Source organism: Mycobacterium sp. IEC1808, assembly GCF_002101935.1.
GTDB lineage: Bacteria > Actinomycetota > Actinomycetes > Mycobacteriales > Mycobacteriaceae > Mycobacterium.
On sequence record NZ_LQPV01000039.1, the window covers coordinates 66848 to 86547 of the forward strand.

Consider the following 19700-nt stretch of genomic DNA (forward strand, 5'->3'; position numbering starts at 1 on the left):
CGGTCGGCTACCGGCGCAGCCGGTGGGCCAGCGTGTCCCGGCCGGGACCCTCGAGGTCGGCGAGCGCCGCGGGGCGCCCGGTCATCGCCATGAGCAGCGCCTCCCCGGGTCCGCTGACCTCGGGGCCGTTGCCGTGTGCCCAGTCGACGTCGGTGGCGCGCAGACGCAGCCCGCGGATCCGGCGCCCCGCCCCGAGCCGCGGGTTACCGGGCACCAGCCCGAGTACGCGCTGCAGCCGATCGGCGGGGACGGTGCGGGGCCGGCCGAGCGAGCGGCGGATGTCCTGGTGGTGGACCGTGCCGTCGACGAGCGCGATCATTCCGCCGAAACCCGCTGTCAGGCCGCGGGGTTCGAGGTGGCCGCGGAGGAATTCGAGCAGCTGCTCGGGGCTCAGCCCGGAGAACTCGTCGACGCCGACCTGGTTGGCCCGCACGACCCAGCCCTTGGCGAACCGCTTCAGCAGCCCGGCGGCACCCAGCTCCTCGTAGCTGATCACATGCGCGACAACGTCTTTCACGGTCCATTTCGTGCACAGGCTGGGCGCCTCCCAGTCCTGAGGTGCGAGGGTGGACAGGAAGTCGGCGAGGTCGGCGCGCTCCGCGTGCGCCATGGTCATCAGGGTGGTCGTCATCGATGCGCCTCGACGCTGAGCAGGCGGCCGTAGCGGTCCAGGTACAGCGGCCAGCCGGCGTCGCCGTCGACGCCGTCGGCGACGGACTCCCACCCCGGGCCGTGCCGATCGAGGTGGCGGTGTTCGAGCTCGACGCGCGTGCGGTCGTCGGACTCGGCGGTGAATCGGACCTCGACCTCGCTGGTCTCGGCCGGATCGGACTCCACCTGCCAGGTCGGGCCGATGTCCCAACTGAACGTCACCCGATGCGGCGGCTCGTAGGCCAGGATGCGCGCCCATCGGCAGACGCTGCCGTCGACGCCGCGGTCGAAAATGTGCCCACCCACGCGGGGCTCGAACACGGTCTCGGCGATTGGGACGGCGAGCAGGTTGTGCTCGCGGGGCTTGAAGTCGCCGAACCGTTCGGTGAAGACGGCGAACGCGCGCTCGATCGGCGCGTTGACGACTACCTGGTGGGCGACGTTCGGCGTTCGGGTCATGACAATTCCCCCTCGCTTTCATCGATTGTTTTCGCGTAGGCGGCGAGCGCCTGGGACCAGAACCGGTCGAGCTCGGCGCGCAGCGCCTCGAGACCGGTCGGGTCGAGCTGGTAGACGCGACGCGTCCCCGCGGCGCGGTCGCGAACCAGGCCCGCGGACTTCAGCACCTTCAGGTGCTGCGACACGGCGGGCCTGCTGACGGGCAGGTCGCGGGCCAATTCGCCGACCGCCGCCGGGCCGTGGGCAAGGCGTTCCACGATGGAGCGCCGTGTTCCGTCGGCCAGCGCCAGCCAGGCGTCACCGTCGCGGACGGCTCGGTAAGTGGCCACGAACCGTAAGTCTAGGCTTACCGATGGGCGGCTTCAAGGGTCTGCGCCCTGGCGCTAGGTCTTTCGCAAGGGCGCCGGGTTCCACAGGCCGCTGCGCGTGGCGATCCCCAGCTGCAACTGGGCGGGCTGCGCGTCGGGGTAGTACGGCGTCAACCGTTGCAGGGAGCCCCAGTCGCGCGACCAGTCATCCTTCAGATACGTCGCCATCGTGGTCGCCTTCACCAGCAACTCGGTGACGCCCAACGGACCGCCGCCGTTGTTGTCCATCACCGGTGAGTTGGCCTCGGCGCCGAAGCGGTCCGGCAGGATGCGCCACTTCGGCGTCTCGTCGACGCCGTTTTGGTGGCCGAACGGGCGCTGACACGGAAACGCCAGTCCGACAAGCCAATCCAGGAACACCGGGTCCTTGGACCCCACGACGTCCTGCAGCGTGCGCAGTTGCGGAATCCGCGGGGGCGTCAGCGCGATCCAGTGCTGCGGCGCCAGGTCTTCGTCGTCGGCGACCAGGCGGATCTGGGTGGCGGCGCTGGGGATGGCCGACAGCGGCAGCCGCAGGTTGCGCCAGGCCGGGGAGGCGCCGACGTCCGACAGCTGGAACGACCCGCCCGGGTGCCCGGCGGCCGCTTCGTCGTCGGTGGCCCACTGCACCTGAACCTCGCGCGGGTCGAAGCGGCCCGCCGCACTGACCACCAGCAGCGGGCGCGCCTGCTCGCGGGCGGGGAGCCGGTACCAGCCCGAGCGCAGGTGCGCCGGAACCTGGATGCCCGCGCGCCAACTGCCGAGCACCGGGGTGCGGGTCGGGTCGAGGCTATAGGGCAGCTGGGCGACCGAACCGTTGATCCCGGGTGCCGGGTTGGTGCCGCCCTCGGTGCCGGGCTCGGCGCCGGTGGTCGACCTGTCCTCGTTGATGAAGCTGCGGTCACCGGGACGTTCCATCACCGGGTCGGCGCGCACGTCGGCGGGAATGCCGTTGGGGGTAAAGGCCTCCGAGAGGCCCGCGCCCAGCGCGTCGGCGGCCGGCCCGGTAACCGGCGTCAGCATGCCGGCGTTGGGGTCCGGCTCAACGAGCACATCCTCGGCCAGCCCGCAGGACTTTCCGGTCAGCGCCTCGAGGTTGGAGCGACCGACCGACCACGCCGGGTACTGGTCGGTCATCGCCAGCGTCAGAGATGCGACCTCGAACACCACCAGGATCCACGCCGCAATTGCCAAGGGGGACTGGACGATTCCGGCCACCCGTGCGCCGTAGCGGGTCCTGGGTGGCCCGTTATCCGGGTTGACGAAGTGGAACCACGAGGCCAGCAGCAGCACCAACAGCGTCAGCCCGAGTAGGGCCGTGGCGAAGGCGTAGTGCCACGCGGGGAACGAATTCGACCACGGCACACCGAAGTTCGACACGTACCACCAGCCGTTGACGCTGGCGAACGACAGCGCCAGCAGGAACACCACGACGGCGGCGTATACGGTGCGGTTGCGCCGGGACCGCATGGCGACGGAGGTCACGGCGACCGCGGCCAGCGCGCCCAGCGGCCCGGCCAGCCCGGCGAACACCCCGAAGTGGTGGGTCCATTTGGTGGGGGTGAACATCATCGCGACGAACGAGATGATGGTGATCCCGACGATCCGGCGGCTCGGCCCGGCGGCCGTGCCGGGAATCCGGCCCTTGCGCAACGACATTGCGACCGTGATCGCCAGCGCCAACACCAGAGCCAGTACGGCGAATCGGCGGGCGACCGACCCGTCGGGGCTGGCCATGAACAGCCGCTCGTAGCGGAGGTGTTCGTCGAACCAGCTCAGGCTGGGTCCGAGCGCGCGCTTGAGCGCGGTCGCCTGCATTTCGCCGGCCAGGGTCTGGTCACGGAAAATCAGGATCACGGTGACGGTGGCCGCGGCCAGCAGGGGCGCCACCAGCGGCAGCACCCCGAACTGTCTGGATCGCCGGTGGATGATGGTGCGCAGCGGACCGATCGCGACCAGCAGCGCACCGATCGAGGCGATGCCGGTCGGACCGGAGAACAAGGTCAGCGCGCCGATGATGCACGCGATCGCCACCGGCAGCAACCGGTTGGTTGCCACCGCCCGCTCCACCGAGCACCAGGTGAGCAGGATGCCCAGGGCGATGATCGGTTCGGGGCGAAGCCCGTTGTCCAACGGCAACCAGGTCGCCAGGAACAGCCCCGCGGCCGTCCACGCCGCAGCCCGGTTGGTCTTCACGGCGTGGCCCAGGCGGGGCATGACCTCGCGGCTGATCACCCACCAGCACGTCAGCGCCATGGCCAGGGTGGGCAGCCGCATCCAGATGCTGGTGGTGCTGACATGGGCCCACACCGCCAGCAGGTCGTAGTACCAGCCGAACGGGGCCTCGGGCGTGCCCAACCAGCGGTAGTAGTTGGCCATGTAGCCGGCGTGCTCGGACACCCGCGCCATGGTCAGGATGTAGCCGTCGTCGGAGGTGTTGGCGCCGACGAAATGCCACCACGTCAGCACCGCGATGACCAGCGCGTCCAGGCCGCCGATCGACCACCATCGGGCCGGCAGGAAGCGCCGGTGCCGGGTGCCGTCAGCGGTGTCCAAGACATGCAGCGCCACCAGGGCGGCGGCGGTCAGTACCACCCCGAGGATCATCGCCGCCATCTTCAGCTGGGTGGGGCTGCTGCTGTAGCGGGTGTCGACCGTGGCCGAGAAGCTCAGGCCCGACGGCGCCGGCCCGGCGAGATCGGTGAACACGCCCACGATCTGCGGCCGGAAGTCGTAACCGCTTTTCTCACCGCGCAGCGGCGCGCCGGGATGCTCGGCGTTGGGTCCTTGGGTCAGGCCGACGAACTCGGCGGTGACGCGGTCGGCGTGTGCGGTGAACGTCAGCCGCTGGCAGGCCGGGCTGAGCACCTGGCTCAACGGGGCCGTGACCACCGCGACGTTGCGCACCACCAGCACCAGATAGTCGTTGGCGCGCTGGATCAGCAGCCCGCGGTCGACGGCCTTGGGCGCCTGTTTGGGCACGGTCGACAGCAGCACCGTCTTGCCGGCGTTTTGCGGGCCGGCCAGCCCGGCGGCGGCCTGACACGGCACGCTGACGTTCAAATCGGTTGCCACGTAACCGATCAGCGGCGCGTCGACGCTCTCGAACGTACCGTTCTGTGGCCAGTTCAGTTGGGCGGTGGTCTGGTTGACCGGCAGCACCGGGGTGGCGATCGCCAGCAGGGCGCCCAGCAGACCGGCGACTGTCGCAACGAGCCGGGCGATCCGGTGGTTACCTCCCGCGTCGTCCACGGGGCTTGATGGTAGTTGTGCGGCCAAGTCAGCCGTGGTTTCGGTGGCCATCAGCTGTTGCCCGCCGGCTTGCGGACGGCCAGCACGAACGGCCCGACGGTGTCGACGGCGAAACGGGGATCGGCGAACAGGGCCGCCGGCAACTCCACGGTGTAGCGGCGCACGTTGGGCTGGTTCGGGTACACGTCCTGGGCCAACCGCAACGTGTAGTTGCTGTTCGCGCCGCGGCGCATGAGGAACACGGTCGGCGGCGGCCACGGCGACGTGTCCAGCGCGTGGATGAACTCGTCGGGCGTCTTGAGCTTGGACCACTTCTCGATCTGCGCGGCCCGCAGGTCGAACTGCGCCAGCGGGTTGGCGTAATGCGACGTCAGCCCCTGGAACCCCCAGTAGGGGTAATAGGACAGGAAGCTGTAGTCGGCGGTCATGACCACGGTCTGGTCGCGCGGCTTGCCGGTGACCTTGAGGATGGCCGCGTCGATCGCCGGGTAGAACTTCTCGGAACTCGGTGGCCGGCGGTCGCCGCGCTGGCCGTAGCCGTCGGTGTCCGTGTAGGCGATGGTCAGGTCCGGCCGCAGCACGTCGGGGATGTCCTGGCTGAAAGCGATCGCGGCGGCCAGGCCGAGGGCGCCCGCGACCGGGGCGATCGCGCGGCTGCGTGGGGCGAGAGCCGCGACGGTCTCCACGAAGCCGAACGCCCCGGCCGCGACCAGCAGCACGCTCAGCGTGGGCTGCAGCCGGAACGACAGCAGCGTGGTGCGCGCCAGCGTGGTCAGCATCGACAGCAGCGACCACAGGTAGACGGCCAGCACGCCGATGGCCAGGGCGCCCGCTCGCATCGACGACCGCGCACGCACCACCAGCCACAGGGCGCCCAGCAGGCAGACCGCGCCAAGCAGCGAGAACTGCAGCATCGGGAAGGTCAGCACGGCGCCGTCGGCCGGCAGGTAGTGGAAGGCGCTGCCGCTGTTGCTGACCGGGCTGCTCGCCACGCGCACCAGAAAAGGTAGCCAGGTGATGCTGGCGATGGCCGCCGCGATGGCGGCGATCACGGCCAGCCGGCGCAGCGGGTCGAGCGCGGCGCCGAAGCCCCCGCGCCGCCAGCGCGCGCCGGCCAGCAGCATCGCCATGAAGAACACCGTGAACGCGCTGAACCCGAACAGCAGCGTGTACCAGGTGGCCGCCCAGCCGAGGAACAGCCCGGCGCCGACGACCGCGGCCCACCCGCCCCGCTCGCCGGCGCGCAACCCCGACCACGTCAGCACGAGGACGGGCGGCAACAGCACCGTGATCATCGCGGCGTAGGGCTCCGGCGAGCCGTAGGCCAGCGTCACCGCGGCGGTGGCGGTGGTGACGATCAGTGCGTACTCGAAGCGGATCATCCGCCACCACAGCACCAGCGCGACCGCGACCGCGATGGTGATCGAGGTGATGGCCCACGGCTTGTACATTTCCCAGGCCGGCGTCCCGGTGAGCGCCGCGACGCGGCCGCCGATCCAGAACCAGCCCGGCGGATAGAACGTCGGCAGCCCGACGTAGGTCATGTCGTGCAGGGCCGGGCCGTCAGCGAGCCGCGTGAGGTATTCGGTGCGGAACTGCTGGTCCACCGAGATGCCGAACAGATAAAGCTTGGTGGCACCCAGCGGCATGCCCAGTGTCACGACCGTGAAAGCGGAGACGAACACCAGCCCGCCCGCCTGTGCAAGCCGTCGGTTTCGCGGACGCGTCGAAAGGCGCCACAGCCAGCCGACGGCGACCAGGCCGGCCAGGCAGCCGACCTGCCCGACGGTGGTCAGCGCGTGCAGCTGGTTCGACGACGGATAGGCCGGCCATTGCACGCCGGCGATCGCGATCAGCGACGGCACCGCCACGGCGACGGCGACCGCCACTGCGGCGGCCATCTGGCCGAGGCTGGCCAGCGCGTTGCGCATCGTCAGATTGGCAGCTTGCGGAAGATCCTCCGCGGGACGTGTCGCAACACCATCATCACGTAACGGAATGCTGCTGGTGCCCAAACCAATTCCTTACCTTGTGCCGCCGCGGTCACCGCGAGGTTGGCGACGTACTCCTTGTCGACGGTGAGCGGGGCCTCCTTGGCGCCAGTCGCCTTCCAGTGCGCGATCGTCGTTGACGTGCGAACCTGGCCGGGCCTGATCACCAGAACCCGAACGCCGAACTCGCGCAGTGCTTCCCCGAGGCCCAGGTAGAAACCATCGAGGCCGGCCTTGGTGGAGCCGTACACGAAGTTGGACCGCCGCACCCGCTCACCTGCCGCGCTGCTCATTGCAATGATCTGTCCGAAGCCCTGGGCGCGCATCTTCTGGCCCAGCAGCACACCCACGGAAACGGCTGCGGTGTAGTTGATCTCGGCGGCCAGCACCGCCTTGCGCTGGTTCTGCCACAACTCTTCGGCATCCCCTAATACGCCGAATGCCACGATTGCGACGTCCACATCGCCGTCGGCGAAGGCCCGGTCGATGACCGTTGGATGGGTGTCGCTCTTGGTGCCGTCGAAGTCGATCCATTCGACAGACTTGGCGCCGGCCGCCGTCATCGCCGCGATGGCGTCAGCCTTGCGCGGATGGTCGGGTAAGTCCGCCAACACGATTCGCGCGTGTGCGTTCTGCAGGTAGCGTTCGCAGATGGCCAGCCCGATCTCGGAGGTGCCACCGAGCAGCAGGATGGTCTGCGGATTTCCCACGGCATCTAAAACCATTGGCGCACCATCTACAACAACTCCAAGCGTCGGGCCATGTCGGAGGCGAACACCCGCAGGGGATCGACCTTGCGGCGCAAGGCGATCCACTCGTCGATGCGCGGATACATGGCGTGGAAGGTTTCGGCGTTCACTCGCGAATCTTTGGCCGTATAAACCCGGCCGCCGAATTCCAGGACTCTGCGGTCGAGTTCGTTGAGGAACTCGTTCAGCCCCGGCTTGATGGGAAAGTCGACGCACACGTTCCAGCCCGGAATGGGAAAGCTCAGCGGGGCCTGATTGCCCGGTCCGAACAGCTTGAACACATTGAGAAATGAATAGTGCCCGGACTTCTGGATGTCCCGGATGATGCCCTTGAACTCCTCCACGGCGGTGGTGGGCACCACGAATTGGTACTGAGTGAAGCCGGCAGGGCCGTACGCCCGGTTCCATTCGCCGAACATGTCCAGCGGGTGGTAGAACTGCGTCAGGTTCTGAACCTTGCCGCGGTAGGTCCCGGACTTGCGGTACCACAACTCGCCGATCGGCCCGAACGTGTATTTGTTGGCCAATCCGTTCGGGAATGCGTCGGGAAACGTAAGCAGTTGCGGCGCATCGAATTTCAGAGGATTGCGCCGGAGCTTTGGCGGCAACTGGTCGAGCTTGGCCAGCGAGCCGCGCGAAATCGCCGCGCGACCGAGTTTCGGCGGCGCGCTGATCGCGTCGAACCAGGCGCTGGAATAGGTGTAGTCGGCCTCGCTGCCGTCGCTGTGAAATGCGATGGTTTCGTCCAGGCTGGCGGTGACGTCGCCGTCGGCGATGAAATAAGCGGTCTCCGTCGGCGTCATCTCGATGGTGGCCCGCAGGATGATCCCGGTTAGACCGTTGCCCCCGACCGTGGCCCAGAACAGCTCGGAGTCCTGACCGGTTCCAGTGAGGTGGCGGACCTGGCCGTCGGCGGTCAGCAGGTCCATCGAACGCACGTGGTTGCCGAAGCTGCCCGCGCTGTGATGGTTCTTGCCGTGAATGTCGCAGGCGATCGCGCCGCCGATGGTGACCTGCCGGGTGCCGGGCAGCACCGGCACCCAAAGGCCGAACGGCAGCGCGGCCTTCATCAACTGATCGAGGTTGACCCCGGCGTCGAGGTCGGCCAGCTTGGTGTCGGCGCTGATCGAGTGAATGGTGTTCAGCTCGGTCAGGTCGATCACCAGGCCGCCGCCATTTTGCGCGTTGTCGCCGTAGGAACGGCCCAGCCCGCGGGCGATTACGCCCCGCCCGCCGGCGTCGGCCGTGTTGGCCACGGCTTTCGCGATCTCCTCCGGGTCCGGCGTGGAAAGCACCGTCGCCAAAGAGGGCGCGGTACGCCCCCAGCCCGCGAGCCGCTTGGTGGTGAACATCGTCAAAGAGGGTACCGCTTGGCCAGGTCGGTCAGCGGAGGCGGAAGATAACGGCTCGCTGCACGATGAAGTTGATCACCGTGGCCGTGCCCTGCGCGATCACGAACGCGACGGGTATCGCCCAGCTGCGATAGTGCAAAAGCGACAGGCAGACGTGGTTGAGGCCGACCTGCACCGAGAACGTGATCGCGTAGAGGACCATGACCGCGACGAATCGCGCGGTGCTGGGCGCCGCCTGAAACGTCCATCGGCGGTTGATCAGGTAGGCGGTGACGGTGCCGACGATAAAGCTCGTCGCCTTGGACAGGTCGACCTGCAGTCCCACCAGCTTGTAGAGCACCAGGTAGAGGCCGAAGTCGACGATTCCGGCCATGCCGCCGGTGACGACGAAGCGCACTACCTGCGTCGTCAAACCCAGGTGTGGGCGCGCGGGGGCGGCTTCAGGGTCCGGCGGGATCATTGCGGCGAGTCTATCGGGACCGGCGCCACCCGCAGCGGGCTAACGGGGCAGCTTCACCGCGATGAGCTCGACCTGGTTTTCCCCTTGCGGCGTCGTGTAAGTCACTGTGTCGCCGGCTTTGCGGCCCGCCAGGGCCTGCCCCAACGGGCTGCGGGCGGTCAACGTCTCGGCCTCGCGGCCGATGGGGGTCTCTTCGACGATGGAAATCACGTGCATGGTGACGACTTCACCGTCTGGGAACCGCAGCGTGACCTCGGTGCCGCCGGGCAGCGTTTCGGAGTCGTCCGAGACCGACGGTCCGCTGCGCAAGCGGCGGTCCAGTTCGTTGATCCGGTCGCCGAGCACGACGAGCTCGTCCGCGCGTTGTATCGCCTCGGCCGCGTCTCCGTGGTCGCCGACCATGCCGCGGTCGTTTTTGACCTCGACCTCGAGGCGATCACGCCGCTGCTTGAGGCGGTCCAGCTCCGCGGCGAGGTTTTCCCGCGCCTCATCCACCGCCGACTTGGCCTTTTTGCTCACGTCAGTCGACCCGATCCTGTCTGCCGTCACTTGCTGACCTGTAGCGCTACAGTGTTGCACCACCGCCAGGCAGCCGCCACCTTACGCGCAGGGAAACTTGGTTGTTATACACATACCCAGTAGTGCGGCGAATCTATCCCCGTTTGCTGGTGGGCGCTCATTTCGCGCGGTCACGCCCAGCCTGCGGCCCGTATCGGTCCTGCCGTGAGGGTGACCACGTTGTTGCGGCTTTCCCGCGCTTGGATCCGTGATACCCACACCCGGCCGCCGGTCGCCAGCGCGACGATCCGTTCGGCGGTCTCGAACACCCAGGCCGCCGAACCTTCCATGCCGGTGTTTTCCATGATCCGCAGGTCGACGACGCCCCGCTCTGCCAGCAGTTCGAACAGGTCGCGCTGCGGGTCGTCCTGTGCGATCAGGGTGGTGTGGTCGAACTGGTATCGCAGTGCCGACCGGACTTCGGCGATCGCGCGCCCGTCCACCACCAGGCCGGTACCGCGTTCGGTCTCGGCGCAAGCGAATTCGATTTCGAAGGCCCGCTCGTAGCCATGCAGGAAGAAACGCTTGCCCCGATTGGCCCACGAGCGATGGCAGCACGGGAATTCGTCGAACAGCTTGCGCATGTGGAACCGCGCCGCCCGTCCGATCGGTGTGTCGGCGCGATGGATGGTGGCGACGTAAACGTCGTCGTCGAAAGCGATGTGATTCATGAGTGCAGCGTCGGGTCGGCGCCTCGACGGATTCTTAAAAAATCCTTGGCGCGTGAGAAGGGGCGTGGCTAGGGGTTAAGGACCCGGGTCGCCCTCGATGAGCATCGGGGCCACTTGCCGGTTGACTCCGCCGTTGCTGACCCAGGGTTGGGAATTCGGGCTCATGATGCCGAACATGAAGTGGTGGCACGCGTTCATGTCCCAATCCGGCGTCCCGCCGCTGGGCTGCGGCAAGGGCATGTCAGGGCACCAGATATAGCTGCACGCGTGGTGATTGCATATCGATTTCGGATAGGTGAAGGCGTGCGCCGTCCCCGTGCTGAGCCCAAGGGCGGCGAGCGCGGCACCACCCGACAGCAGGGTGCCGGCGGCTGCCCGCCTGATGCGGTGAGCGTTGGTTTTCATGCCGCCATCAAACGGCGACGGCGTGTCTACCGATCGCAAAAAGACTAAACCCAGTACGGCACCCGGGCGCGGTACTGCCGCATTCCGAAGGCAGCCAGCAGCCAGCCGATGACGGTCAGCGCCAACACAACCACCCAATGGCGCAGTTCCTGGTGGGCGCCCAGCAGCGGGGCGCGAACGATGTCGAGGTAATGCAGCAGCGGGTTGAGTTCGACGATGCTTGCCCAGTGTCCGGCGCCCTGCTGCCGCAGCGTGTCGTCATTCCAGATGATCGGCGTCATGAAGAACAGCAACTGCACGACCGAGAACAACAACGGACCGATGTCGCGGTAGCGGGTGGCCAGGATGCCGAAACACAGTGACACCCAAATGGAATTGAGCACGATCAGCGCCAAAGCCGGGATGACCGACAGGTCGGCCCACGACCACGGCTTGGGAAAGATGATGGCGACGACGACGTAGATCACGATGTTGTGTGCGAACAACAGCATCTGCCGCCACACCAGCCGGTAGACGTGCACGGACAGCGGCGTGGGCAGCTGCTTGATCAGCCCCTCGTTGGCGACGAACACGTCGGCGCCTTCGAGGATCGAGGCGTTGATCAGGTTCCAGATGATCAGCCCGAGCGTGACGTAGGGCAGGTGGACCGCCAGGTCGAGGTGGAACAGCTTCGAATACAGGCCCCCCATCGCGACCGCCGTCGTCCCGGTGGCGATGGTGATCCAGAACGGTCCCAGCACCGAGCGGCGGTAGCGCTGTTTGATGTCCTGCCAGCCCAGGTGCAGCCACAGCTCGTGCCGACGGAAACCGTCGACCAGGTCGTTGCGGGCGCGGGTGAAGGTCCGCGACTGTGCGGCGGCGTCAATGAAGGTCATGGCGTCCCTCCCGGCTTGCCGAAGCGCTCGCGACGCCCCAAGCGGCGCAACCGAATCCAGTCGGCCAGGCCCTTGGGGTCGCGGCGGGTCACCAGGAAGAACCAGACGAATCGGACCCACTCCTGGAACAGCAACTTGCGCAGGCCCGGCTGCGCCATCAGGTAGCCGCGGTTGCGGTAGGTGAAGAACCGCTTGGTGGCGTCGTCGGGATACTGCGTGTGCATCCGGCCGCCCAGGATCGGCTTGAACTCATCCGATCCGCACGGATGCAGGTAGACCGCGTTCAGGCAGGTGCCGAACGGCAGGCCTGAGCGAACCAGCCGGCGATGCATCTCCACCTCGTCGCCGCGCACGAACAGCCGCAGGTCCGGCACGCCGATCGACTCCAGCGTCGACGCCTTGAACAGCGCCCCGTTGAACAACGACGCGATCCCGCGCAGCAGATCCTGCCCTTCCTCCGTGCGCAATTCGCTTGTCCGCCTGCGCCATACCAGGCCGCGCCGCAGCGGAAACGCCAGCCGCTCCGGATCTTCCATGTTGCACACCATCGGCGACACCTCGGCCAGGCCGTACTTCTCGGCGCAGGCCAGCAGCGTCGCCAACACGTGCGAGTCCTGGGGCCGCCCGTCGTCGTCGGCGACCCATACCCAGTCGGCGCCCTGCGCCAACGCGTGCAGCATGCCCAGCGCGAAACCGCCCGCGCCGCCGAGGTTCCGCCGCGAGCTCAGGTAGGTCGTCGAAATAGGTTGGCCGGCAACCAGATCCCGGACGCGGCCGGACGCGGCGCCTTCGCCGGAAAAATCATTGTCGACCACGATCAGGTGATCGGGCAACCGGGTCTGGCTGCTGAGCGCGTCCAGCGATTTGGCGAGCTCGTCGGGGCGCCGGTGGGTGACCACGACGGCGAAGACGCTGTCGCTCATGGCTGCCCGGCGGTTTCGGCCAGCACCTCGCGCACGTGCCGGGCCGCGTCCTCGCCCTCGTACGCGCGCACCACGTCCTCGATGCCGCCCGACATGCGGATGACGCCGTGGTCGATCCACATCGCCGTCTTGCACAGCCGGGCCAAGAACTCGTTGGAATGGCTTGCGAACACCAGGATTCCGGAGCGCTCGACCAGGCGCTGCAGCCGGGTCTGGGCCTTCTTCAGGAAGTCGGCGTCCACCGCACCGATGCCCTCGTCGAGTAGCAGGATCTCGGGGTCGATGCTCGTCACCACGCCCATCGCCAGCCGGACCCGCATCCCGGTCGAGTAGGTGCGCAGCGGCATCGACAGGTAGTCGCCGAGCTCGGTGAACTCGGCGATCTCGTCGACCTTGGACATCATCTGCTTTCGGGTCTGCCCGAGAAACAGGCCGCGAATGATGATGTTCTCGTAGCCCGAAATCTCCGGGTCCATGCCGACCCCGAGGTCGAACACCGGCGCGACCCGGCCGGTCACCTTCGCCCACCCGCGCGTGGGCTCGTAGATCCCCGAAAGTAGGCGCAGCAGAGTCGATTTCCCGGCCCCGTTGTGGCCGACGAGACCGACCCGGTCGCCGAGCTCGAGCTTCATCGTGATGTCGCGCAACGCCTCGACGACGACGACGTTGGAACTGTTACGACCGATCGTGCCGCCCGCCTTGCCCAGGAACGCCTTCTTCAACGACCGCGATTTGGCGTCGAAGATGGGAAATTCCACCCATGCGTCGCGCGTCTCGATGTGCGGACCCGGCCCAGGCAGCGTCATATGCTTTAGAGGTATTGGCCGGTGCCCGAACCCGGGCCGTGGCCCGACCTGATGCCCGGCGGGAGCGCCCCCTGGCGCATCTGCTCCAGTTGCGCGCGGGCGGCCATCTGCTGGGCGAACAGCGCGGTCTGGATGCCGTGGAACAGACCCTCCAGCCACCCGACCAGCTGCGCCTGCGCGATGCGTAACTCGGCGTCCGACGGCGCGGCGTCCTCGTTGAACGGCAGGGTGAGCCGGTCGAGCTCCTCACGCAGTTCCGGTGCCAGGCCGTCCTCGAGCTCGCGGATGCTGGTGGCGTGAATGTCGCGCAGCCGGTTGCGGCTGGCCTCGTCCAGCGGTGCGGCGCGCACCTCCTCCAGCAGTTGCTTGATCATCGTGCCGATCCGCATCACCTTGGCGGGCTGCTCGACCAGGTCGGTCAGGGAGCGCTCGTCGGAGTCAGCGTCACTGTCGGCGTCGTGGAGCGCCATGATCCGGGGGTCGACGCCGCCGATCACCTCGATGCCGTCGGCGTCCGGGCCGTCGTTGCCGTTCGTCAATCCGTTCACCATCCTCTTATGCGTCTACTGGGGCGGCGCCGCGCTGTCGTCGCGCCATTCGAAGATTCGAGCCCCGCCATTGTCGTAGATCATCGTCCACGACTTCGACTTATCCAGAGACACTAGTCCTTCGGGTGTGGCAAACCCTCTGACGTTGGGCGCACTGGTCAGGATGTACCTGATATTGAGCGCTTTAATCGCCTCGACCACCTTGGGATCGGATTCACCCCTGCGTGCCGCAATCCAGAAGATGTAGCGGTAGTAGCCCGGACCCGTCTGCTGCGGGAAGTCGTAGTGGGTCCACAGCGGGTGCAGGTCGGCCACCGCGTACATCCACGCGGTGCCGTCGACGTTGGAGTTGCCGATCAGGGTGTTGCGGGCGCCGGGCAGCTTGGCCAGATACGCCATCGCCATCAGGTCTCGCTGGTCGATGATCACCGAGTCGTACTTGTCGCCGAACAACACCAGGTGCCGGTAGAGGTATTGCCGGCCGGCGACCAGGACGGCCGCCACCAGCAGGAACGCCGTCGCCGCGGTCCAGACCGGGGCGGGAAGGCGGGTGAACCGCTCAGTGAGCCGCTTCGCGAGGGCGACGAAGCCCACGACGATCGCGAACAGCGCGATCCCCGCCATCGGCGTCACCAGCATCGTCACCACCGCCGAGAGCCGGCGCGGATCGTTGTAAAAGAACTGGCTGAACACCTCGATCGCCCGGCCGAGCGGATTGCGAAACGGCGCCCCGGAATAGATGGTCGCCACTGTCAGCACCACCCAGACGGCGGGTGGCCACCAGATCCTCTTGTACAGCAGTATCCCCATGCCGATGAATGCCAGAAACACCAGGCTGTATTGGGTCGGGAAGTCGTTGAGGTGGCGGGTGTGCAGCAGCAGCGCGTCGATCACCCCCTGCTTCACGCTCTTGAAGCTGGGGAACGCGTGCCCGGCGATGATGTCGGCCTGCCGCAGCACGCCGAGGAATTGCGGCGCCAGGATCGCGGCGGTGGGCACGGCCACGGCGGCCAGGGTCAGCGCGTCGGTGAGGCGCCCGCGCACCGGATGCCACAGCGCGTCCAGCAGCCACCAGGCGAGCAGGAAGAGGATGACGATGAACCCCCCGGTCAGGTGCACCGAGAGGACACCCACCAGCGCCAGCACGGCCGCCGGGATGCGGTCGCGGTGCCGCAGCGTCGAGGCGATCAGCACGAACGTCGGGATCGCGACGCCGTACGCGGCCAGGTTGGGCATCGCCGCGACGCCGAACTCGACGTAGGGCACCGACGTGAACGACGCCGACAGCGCGGCGGCGGTGGCGGACACGCTCGCGGCGCGCCACTGGCTGCTGATGGGGCGCAGCAGGAACCAGGTGAAGGTAGCCGCGCTGGAGGGAAACAGCCAGACCGACGCGGCCAACGAATTCAGGGTGTAGCCGGTGGTGGGCGCCGCGCCGGTGAGCTGACAGTAGACGGCGGTCAGCGCGTGGAACACCGACGGGTAGTAGAGCGGTTGATGGGTCTCGACGTTGCGAAGCTCGCCCATGTGGGTCGAGGACGCCTGACCGGTGTCGAGCATGAAGCGCACCTCGTTGGCGTGCCAGACGGCGTCCCAGGTGCTCGGGATGGACTGCCAGTGGGTGAGGCCGCGATAGCCGGCCCACATGATCAGCGCCGCGCCCAACAGCACACCGGCGGCCACCGTCACCGCGGGCCATCGGCTGACCCCGCGAGCCTCGGCCTCTGGGTCGCGGTAGCGGGCCAGCGCCAGCTGCAAACCCGTCGCCACCACACACACCACCGCCAGCGCGGCGAGCGCGGTCCATCCGTTCCACGGGATGGCGAGCGCACCGAGCGGGATAATCGCCAGCGCCACAACGCCGTACGTCAGCGCAGGGCCAACCGCGATGGCCACCGGCCATGTCAGCTGGGTGATGCGCGCGACTATCACACCCGGCGCGATCAGCAAGAACAGTGCGATCAGCGTTCCGGTCCACAGGCCCACTGGACTAGTATGGCTGCCCGGGTGACTCGGCTCGCCAAGCCACCATGCGGCTTGGATCGCCGAGGGGGCACCCGCTACCGTCACAATTTTCGCGAAATTGCGGAAGCCTTAAGGTGGCTGTCATGGCTTACGACGTCGCCCGGGTGCGCGGACTGCATCCGTCGCTGGGTGACGGGTGGGTGCACTTCGACGCGCCGGTCGGCATGCTCATCCCGGACTCCGTGGCGACGACGGTGTCGACGGCGTTCCGCCGGTCCGCCGCCACCATGGTCGGGGCGCACCCGTCGGCGCGGCGCAGCGCCGCCGTGCTGGAGGCCGCGCGCGCGGCCGTTGCCGACCTGTTCAACGCGGACCCGGCGGGGGTCGTGCTCGGCGCCGATCGCGCCATCCTCCTGTCGTCGTTGGCTGAGGCGTCGTCTTCGCGGGCCGGCCTGGGCTACGAGGTGATCGTCAGCCGGCTCGACGACGAGGCCAACATCGCGCCGTGGCTGCGCGCGGCACACCGCTACGGCGCCAAGGTGAAATGGGCCGAGATCGACATCGAGACCGGTGAGCTGCCGACCTGGCAGTGGGAGAGCCTGATTGGGAAGTCGACGCGGCTGGTCGCGGTCGCGTCGGCGTCAGCGACGCTGGGCACCGTCACCGATCTGCGGGCGATGACCAAGCTGGTGCACGAAGTGGGCGGGCTGGTGGTGGTCGACCATTCCGCCGCGGCGCCGTACCGACTGCTCGACGTCAAGGAGACCGACGCCGACGTCGTCGCGGTCAACGCCCTGGCGTGGGGCGGTCCCCCGATCGGCGCGATGGTCTTTCGCGATCCGGCGCTGATCAACTCGTTCAGCGCCGTCTCGTCCGACCCCCAGGCCGTCGGCCCGGCGCGCCTCGAGGTCGGCGCCCATCAGTTCGGCCTGCTGGCCGGGTTGGTCGCCAGCATCGAGTACCTCGCGTCGCTCGACGAGTCGGCCCGCGGCAGCCGGCGCGAACGCCTGTCGGTTTCGACGCAGTCGGCCACCGCGTATCTGAACCGGGTGTTCGACTACCTGATGGTGTCGTTGCGGTCGCTGCCGCTGGTGATGGTGATCGGCCGGCCCGAGGCGCAGATCCCGGTCGTCAGCTTCGCGTTGCAGGACGTCCCCGCCGAGCGTGTGGTGCAACGCTTGGCGGACAACGGCATTCTCGCCGTCACCAACGAGAGCTCCCGCGCTCTGGACGTGCTGGGCGTCAACGACGTCGGCGGCGCCGTCACCGTCGGCCTGGCGCATTACTCGACGACGGCCGAGGTCGACCAACTGGTGCGGGCGCTGGCGTCGCTGGGCTGAGCGGCTTTTTCGTGGGCGCTCAGGGCTTTTCCGTGTGCACACTGGGCGGCCCTCGTCGGCGTGTCGTCGCCGTGAACGCACACGCGACGCCCTGGATTCACTCGCAATGCCGTGACTAGACGGTCAGCACGATCTTTCCGGTGATCTTGCCCGCCACCAGTTGCTGGTGCGCCTCACCGGCCTGCTGGATGGGCATGCGCGCGCCGATGATCTCCCGGACCCTGCCCTCGGCGATCATCGGCCACACCGCGGCCGTCACGGCCTGCACGATCTCGGTTTTGCTGTTTGGTCCGGTCACCGGGCGGGCGCGCAGCGTGGTTCCGATCACCCGCGCCCGCTTCGCCAGCAGCTTGGCGATGTTGAGCTCGCCCTTGATGCCGCCCTGCATGCCGATGATGACGAGCTGGCCGTCGGTGGCCAGCGCGTCGATGTTGCGGTCCAGGTACGCGGCGCCCATGATGTCGAAAATCACGTCAGCTCCGCCGTTTTCCTGCAGGCGCGCGACGAAGTCCTCGTCGCGGTAGTTGATGGTGATCTCGGCGCCCAGCTGCCGGCAGAACTCCAGCTTCTCCGCCGACCCGGCGGTGACGGCCACCCGGGCGCCCAGCGCCCGCGCGACCTGGATCGCGTGGGTGCCGATGCCGCTGGCTCCGCCGTGCATCAGCAGCAGCTGCCCCTTGCCCAGGTGCGCGACCATAACCAGGTTCGACCACACCGTGCACGCCACTTCCGGCAACCCCGCGGCGTCGACCAGGTCGACCCCGTCGGGGACGGGCATCACCTGCCCGGCTGGGACGGCGACGTATTCGGCGTAGCCGCCGCCCGCCAGCAGCGCGCAAACCTCTTGTCCGACGGGCCATTCCGTCACGCCCGAGCCGGCATCGGCGACGACGCCGGACACCTCCATGCCGATAATCTCGCTGGCCCCCGGCGGGGGCGGGTACTTGCCGGCCGCCTGCAGCACGTCGGCGCGGTTGACGCCGGCTGCGGTGACCTTGATCAGCACCTCACCTGTGCCGGCGGTGACGTCTGGCACCTCTTGCCAGGACAGTTGGTCGGGGGATTCGGCGACAATCGCGCGCATGACGGCGAGGTTACTAGTCCCCGTTACCCTTATGGGCGGTGGCGTGGCAGAGCGGCCTAATGCACTCGCCTTGAAAGCGAGAGACGGCTAAAACCGTCCGGGGGTTCAAATCCCTCCGCCACCGCCAATCAGTGCAGGGTCGGCGCGTAGCGCAGCACGGCGCCGACGCCGTCGGCCGGGGTGATCCGTTCGTCGGTGCGCACCAGCGACGCCCCGACCGAAACCGCGAACATGGGCAGCGCCTCGTCAGCGCGCAAGGTTTTGTCGGGAGCCGCGCCCTGCTCGGACAACACGTTCTCGTTGGGGGCGACGGTCGTCAGGCCCTCGTCGGCGACGACGGTGGCGTCCCCGATTTCGCCGATGATCAGGGTCTCGACCGCGCCCTGGCGCAGCGCGGAACAGACCGGGCCCAATCCCTCGGCGGCCAGGCCGGATTCGCGGCCGATCTCGGCGCTGAAGCGCTGCGCGGCGGCGTCGATCGTGCGCAACTGGCGGTTGACGAATTCGTCCTCGATGGCCTGCTCGATCTCGCCGAAGTCGTGACCGCTGTGCCGCGCCCCGACCTCGAGCGGGACCGCCCTGTCGCGCAACCGCTCCGGCAACGCAGCGAGCAGGTCCGAGCGCGACCGCACCTCGCCGACGACGAAGATCACGTCAATGCCCTTGTCGTCGACGAGTTCGCCGACGCGGTCGGCGACCGCGCGCATGTTCTTGCGGGCGGCCTCTTCGGTGCGCAACTGCGGGTCGCCGTAGCCCGCCGTCTCGGCGCCGGCGGCCTTGTGCACGGGGTGGCCACCGCCGTCGACGGTTTCCGAATGCAGCGTGCCGCCTAGTTGGGTGGTGATGTCGGCGCCGCTGTGGTCGACGACCACCAGCACGTAGTCCGGATGATCGAAGCTCTGCTCGAGAATCGGTACCAGATAAGGCAATTCGGACACCCGGACGACGGTCGTCGCGGTGGGCCGCGCCAGATGCTCGTTGATCACCACGCCGTCGGCGCTGGCGACCACCGCGCGCCCGCTGCGGCCGATCGGCGGCCGCAGGTCCATGACGGCGGTTTCGATCTCGTCGATCACCGCTTGGGCGGCACCCTTCCGCTCGAGCTCCTCGCGCGCCGCCCGCCACTTGAGCTCGAGCTGGGCCTCGGCGTCATGGGTGTCGTGCGAGTCCTCGAAGTAGACCGAGGCGAACGGCCCCGGTGCGTCCAGCAGCTTGCGGAAGCGTTCAGATTGCATACGTAGTTGGTTGCCCCGCCCGTCGGGAG

19 protein-coding genes and 1 tRNA gene are annotated in these 19700 nt (G+C 68.0%); 2 read left to right on the forward strand and 18 right to left on the reverse strand.

From position 1 onward, the window contains the following. Window positions 1-7: 7 nt before the first annotated feature. From AWB92_RS20725 to AWB92_RS20800, 16 genes are all read right to left on the reverse strand, one after another. Window positions 8-631 (reverse strand): maleylpyruvate isomerase family mycothiol-dependent enzyme, encoded by a 624-nt coding sequence (locus tag AWB92_RS20725; protein ID WP_085188975.1) that lies wholly within the window; start codon window positions 629-631, stop codon window positions 8-10. Beyond that, on the reverse strand, window positions 628-1110 hold the full coding sequence (locus tag AWB92_RS20730; protein WP_085188977.1) for an SRPBCC family protein: 483 nt from the start codon (window positions 1108-1110) through the stop codon (window positions 628-630). The genes AWB92_RS20725 and AWB92_RS20730 overlap by 4 nt, the downstream gene beginning before the upstream one ends. After that, the gene (locus AWB92_RS20735) at window positions 1107-1439 is read right to left on the reverse strand and encodes a metalloregulator ArsR/SmtB family transcription factor (protein ID WP_085188979.1); all 333 of its coding nucleotides are present in this window, start codon (window positions 1437-1439) and stop codon (window positions 1107-1109) included. Before AWB92_RS20735 ends, AWB92_RS20730 begins: the two co-directional genes overlap by 4 nt. Window positions 1440-1493: 54 nt before the next feature. After that, the gene (locus AWB92_RS20740; RefSeq protein ID WP_085188981.1) at window positions 1494-4760 is read right to left on the reverse strand and encodes an arabinosyltransferase domain-containing protein; all 3267 of its coding nucleotides are present in this window, start codon (window positions 4758-4760) and stop codon (window positions 1494-1496) included. Further along, window positions 4760-6640, reverse strand: a complete 1881-nt coding sequence (locus tag AWB92_RS20745; protein ID WP_085188983.1) for a galactan 5-O-arabinofuranosyltransferase — start codon at window positions 6638-6640, stop codon at window positions 4760-4762. Before AWB92_RS20745 ends, AWB92_RS20740 begins: the two co-directional genes overlap by 1 nt. Before the next feature lie 2 nt (window positions 6641-6642). Next, window positions 6643-7425, reverse strand: coding sequence for a decaprenylphospho-beta-D-erythro-pentofuranosid-2-ulose 2-reductase (locus AWB92_RS20750; protein ID WP_085188985.1), 783 nt, complete (start codon window positions 7423-7425; stop codon window positions 6643-6645). Window positions 7426-7436: 11 nt separating this feature from the next. Continuing rightward, complete coding sequence (locus AWB92_RS20755; protein ID WP_085188987.1) at window positions 7437-8801, reverse strand: FAD-binding oxidoreductase; 1365 nt, start codon at window positions 8799-8801, stop codon at window positions 7437-7439. A gap of 31 nt (window positions 8802-8832) precedes the next feature. After that, complete coding sequence (locus tag AWB92_RS20760; protein WP_142282222.1) at window positions 8833-9198, reverse strand: GtrA family protein; 366 nt, start codon at window positions 9196-9198, stop codon at window positions 8833-8835. A gap of 102 nt (window positions 9199-9300) precedes the next feature. Further along, complete coding sequence (locus AWB92_RS20765) at window positions 9301-9780, reverse strand: GreA/GreB family elongation factor (protein ID WP_085188990.1); 480 nt, start codon at window positions 9778-9780, stop codon at window positions 9301-9303. A 170-nt stretch (window positions 9781-9950) separates the two neighbouring features. Further along, window positions 9951-10490 carry a 6-carboxytetrahydropterin synthase gene (locus AWB92_RS20770; protein ID WP_085188992.1) on the reverse strand — a complete coding sequence of 180 codons (540 nt, stop codon included), beginning with the start codon at window positions 10488-10490 and terminating at the stop codon, window positions 9951-9953. 75 nt (window positions 10491-10565) lie between these two features. Further along, the gene (locus AWB92_RS20775; RefSeq protein WP_085188994.1) at window positions 10566-10895 is read right to left on the reverse strand and encodes a hypothetical protein; all 330 of its coding nucleotides are present in this window, start codon (window positions 10893-10895) and stop codon (window positions 10566-10568) included. 44 nt (window positions 10896-10939) lie between these two features. Next, window positions 10940-11770 carry an ABC transporter permease gene (locus AWB92_RS20780; protein ID WP_068182417.1) on the reverse strand — a complete coding sequence of 277 codons (831 nt, stop codon included), beginning with the start codon at window positions 11768-11770 and terminating at the stop codon, window positions 10940-10942. Beyond that, on the reverse strand, window positions 11767-12693 hold the full coding sequence (locus AWB92_RS20785) for a glycosyltransferase family 2 protein (RefSeq protein WP_085188996.1): 927 nt from the start codon (window positions 12691-12693) through the stop codon (window positions 11767-11769). Before AWB92_RS20785 ends, AWB92_RS20780 begins: the two co-directional genes overlap by 4 nt. Further along, window positions 12690-13499 (reverse strand): ABC transporter ATP-binding protein, encoded by an 810-nt coding sequence (locus AWB92_RS20790; RefSeq protein WP_068102519.1) that lies wholly within the window; start codon window positions 13497-13499, stop codon window positions 12690-12692. Before AWB92_RS20790 ends, AWB92_RS20785 begins: the two co-directional genes overlap by 4 nt. A 5-nt stretch (window positions 13500-13504) precedes the next feature. Next, a complete protein-coding gene (locus AWB92_RS20795; RefSeq protein WP_142282217.1) occupies window positions 13505-14050 on the reverse strand; it encodes a bacterial proteasome activator family protein in 546 nt (181 codons plus the stop codon). A gap of 12 nt (window positions 14051-14062) precedes the next feature. Then, window positions 14063-16033 (reverse strand): DUF6541 family protein, encoded by a 1971-nt coding sequence (locus tag AWB92_RS20800; protein WP_085188998.1) that lies wholly within the window; start codon window positions 16031-16033, stop codon window positions 14063-14065. A 122-nt stretch (window positions 16034-16155) separates the two neighbouring features. Here AWB92_RS20800 and AWB92_RS20805 point away from each other — a divergent pair, with 122 nt between their 5' ends. After that, entirely contained in the window at window positions 16156-17352 is a 1197-nt protein-coding gene (locus tag AWB92_RS20805; protein WP_068102523.1) for a cysteine desulfurase-like protein, read from the forward strand. Between the two features lie 115 nt (window positions 17353-17467). Here AWB92_RS20805 and AWB92_RS20810 read toward each other — a convergent pair whose 3' ends face one another. After that, the gene (locus AWB92_RS20810; RefSeq protein WP_085189000.1) at window positions 17468-18436 is read right to left on the reverse strand and encodes an NAD(P)H-quinone oxidoreductase; all 969 of its coding nucleotides are present in this window, start codon (window positions 18434-18436) and stop codon (window positions 17468-17470) included. 37 nt (window positions 18437-18473) lie between these two features. On the opposite strand from AWB92_RS20810, the gene AWB92_RS20815 reads away from it, so the two are divergent. After that, window positions 18474-18563 (forward strand) — tRNA-Ser (locus AWB92_RS20815). A gap of 1 nt (window position 18564) precedes the next feature. On the opposite strand, the gene AWB92_RS20820 is transcribed toward AWB92_RS20815, so the two are convergent. Continuing rightward, window positions 18565-19671 carry a hypothetical protein gene (locus AWB92_RS20820; RefSeq protein WP_085189002.1) on the reverse strand — a complete coding sequence of 369 codons (1107 nt, stop codon included), beginning with the start codon at window positions 19669-19671 and terminating at the stop codon, window positions 18565-18567. Between the last annotated feature and the right edge of the window lie 29 nt (window positions 19672-19700).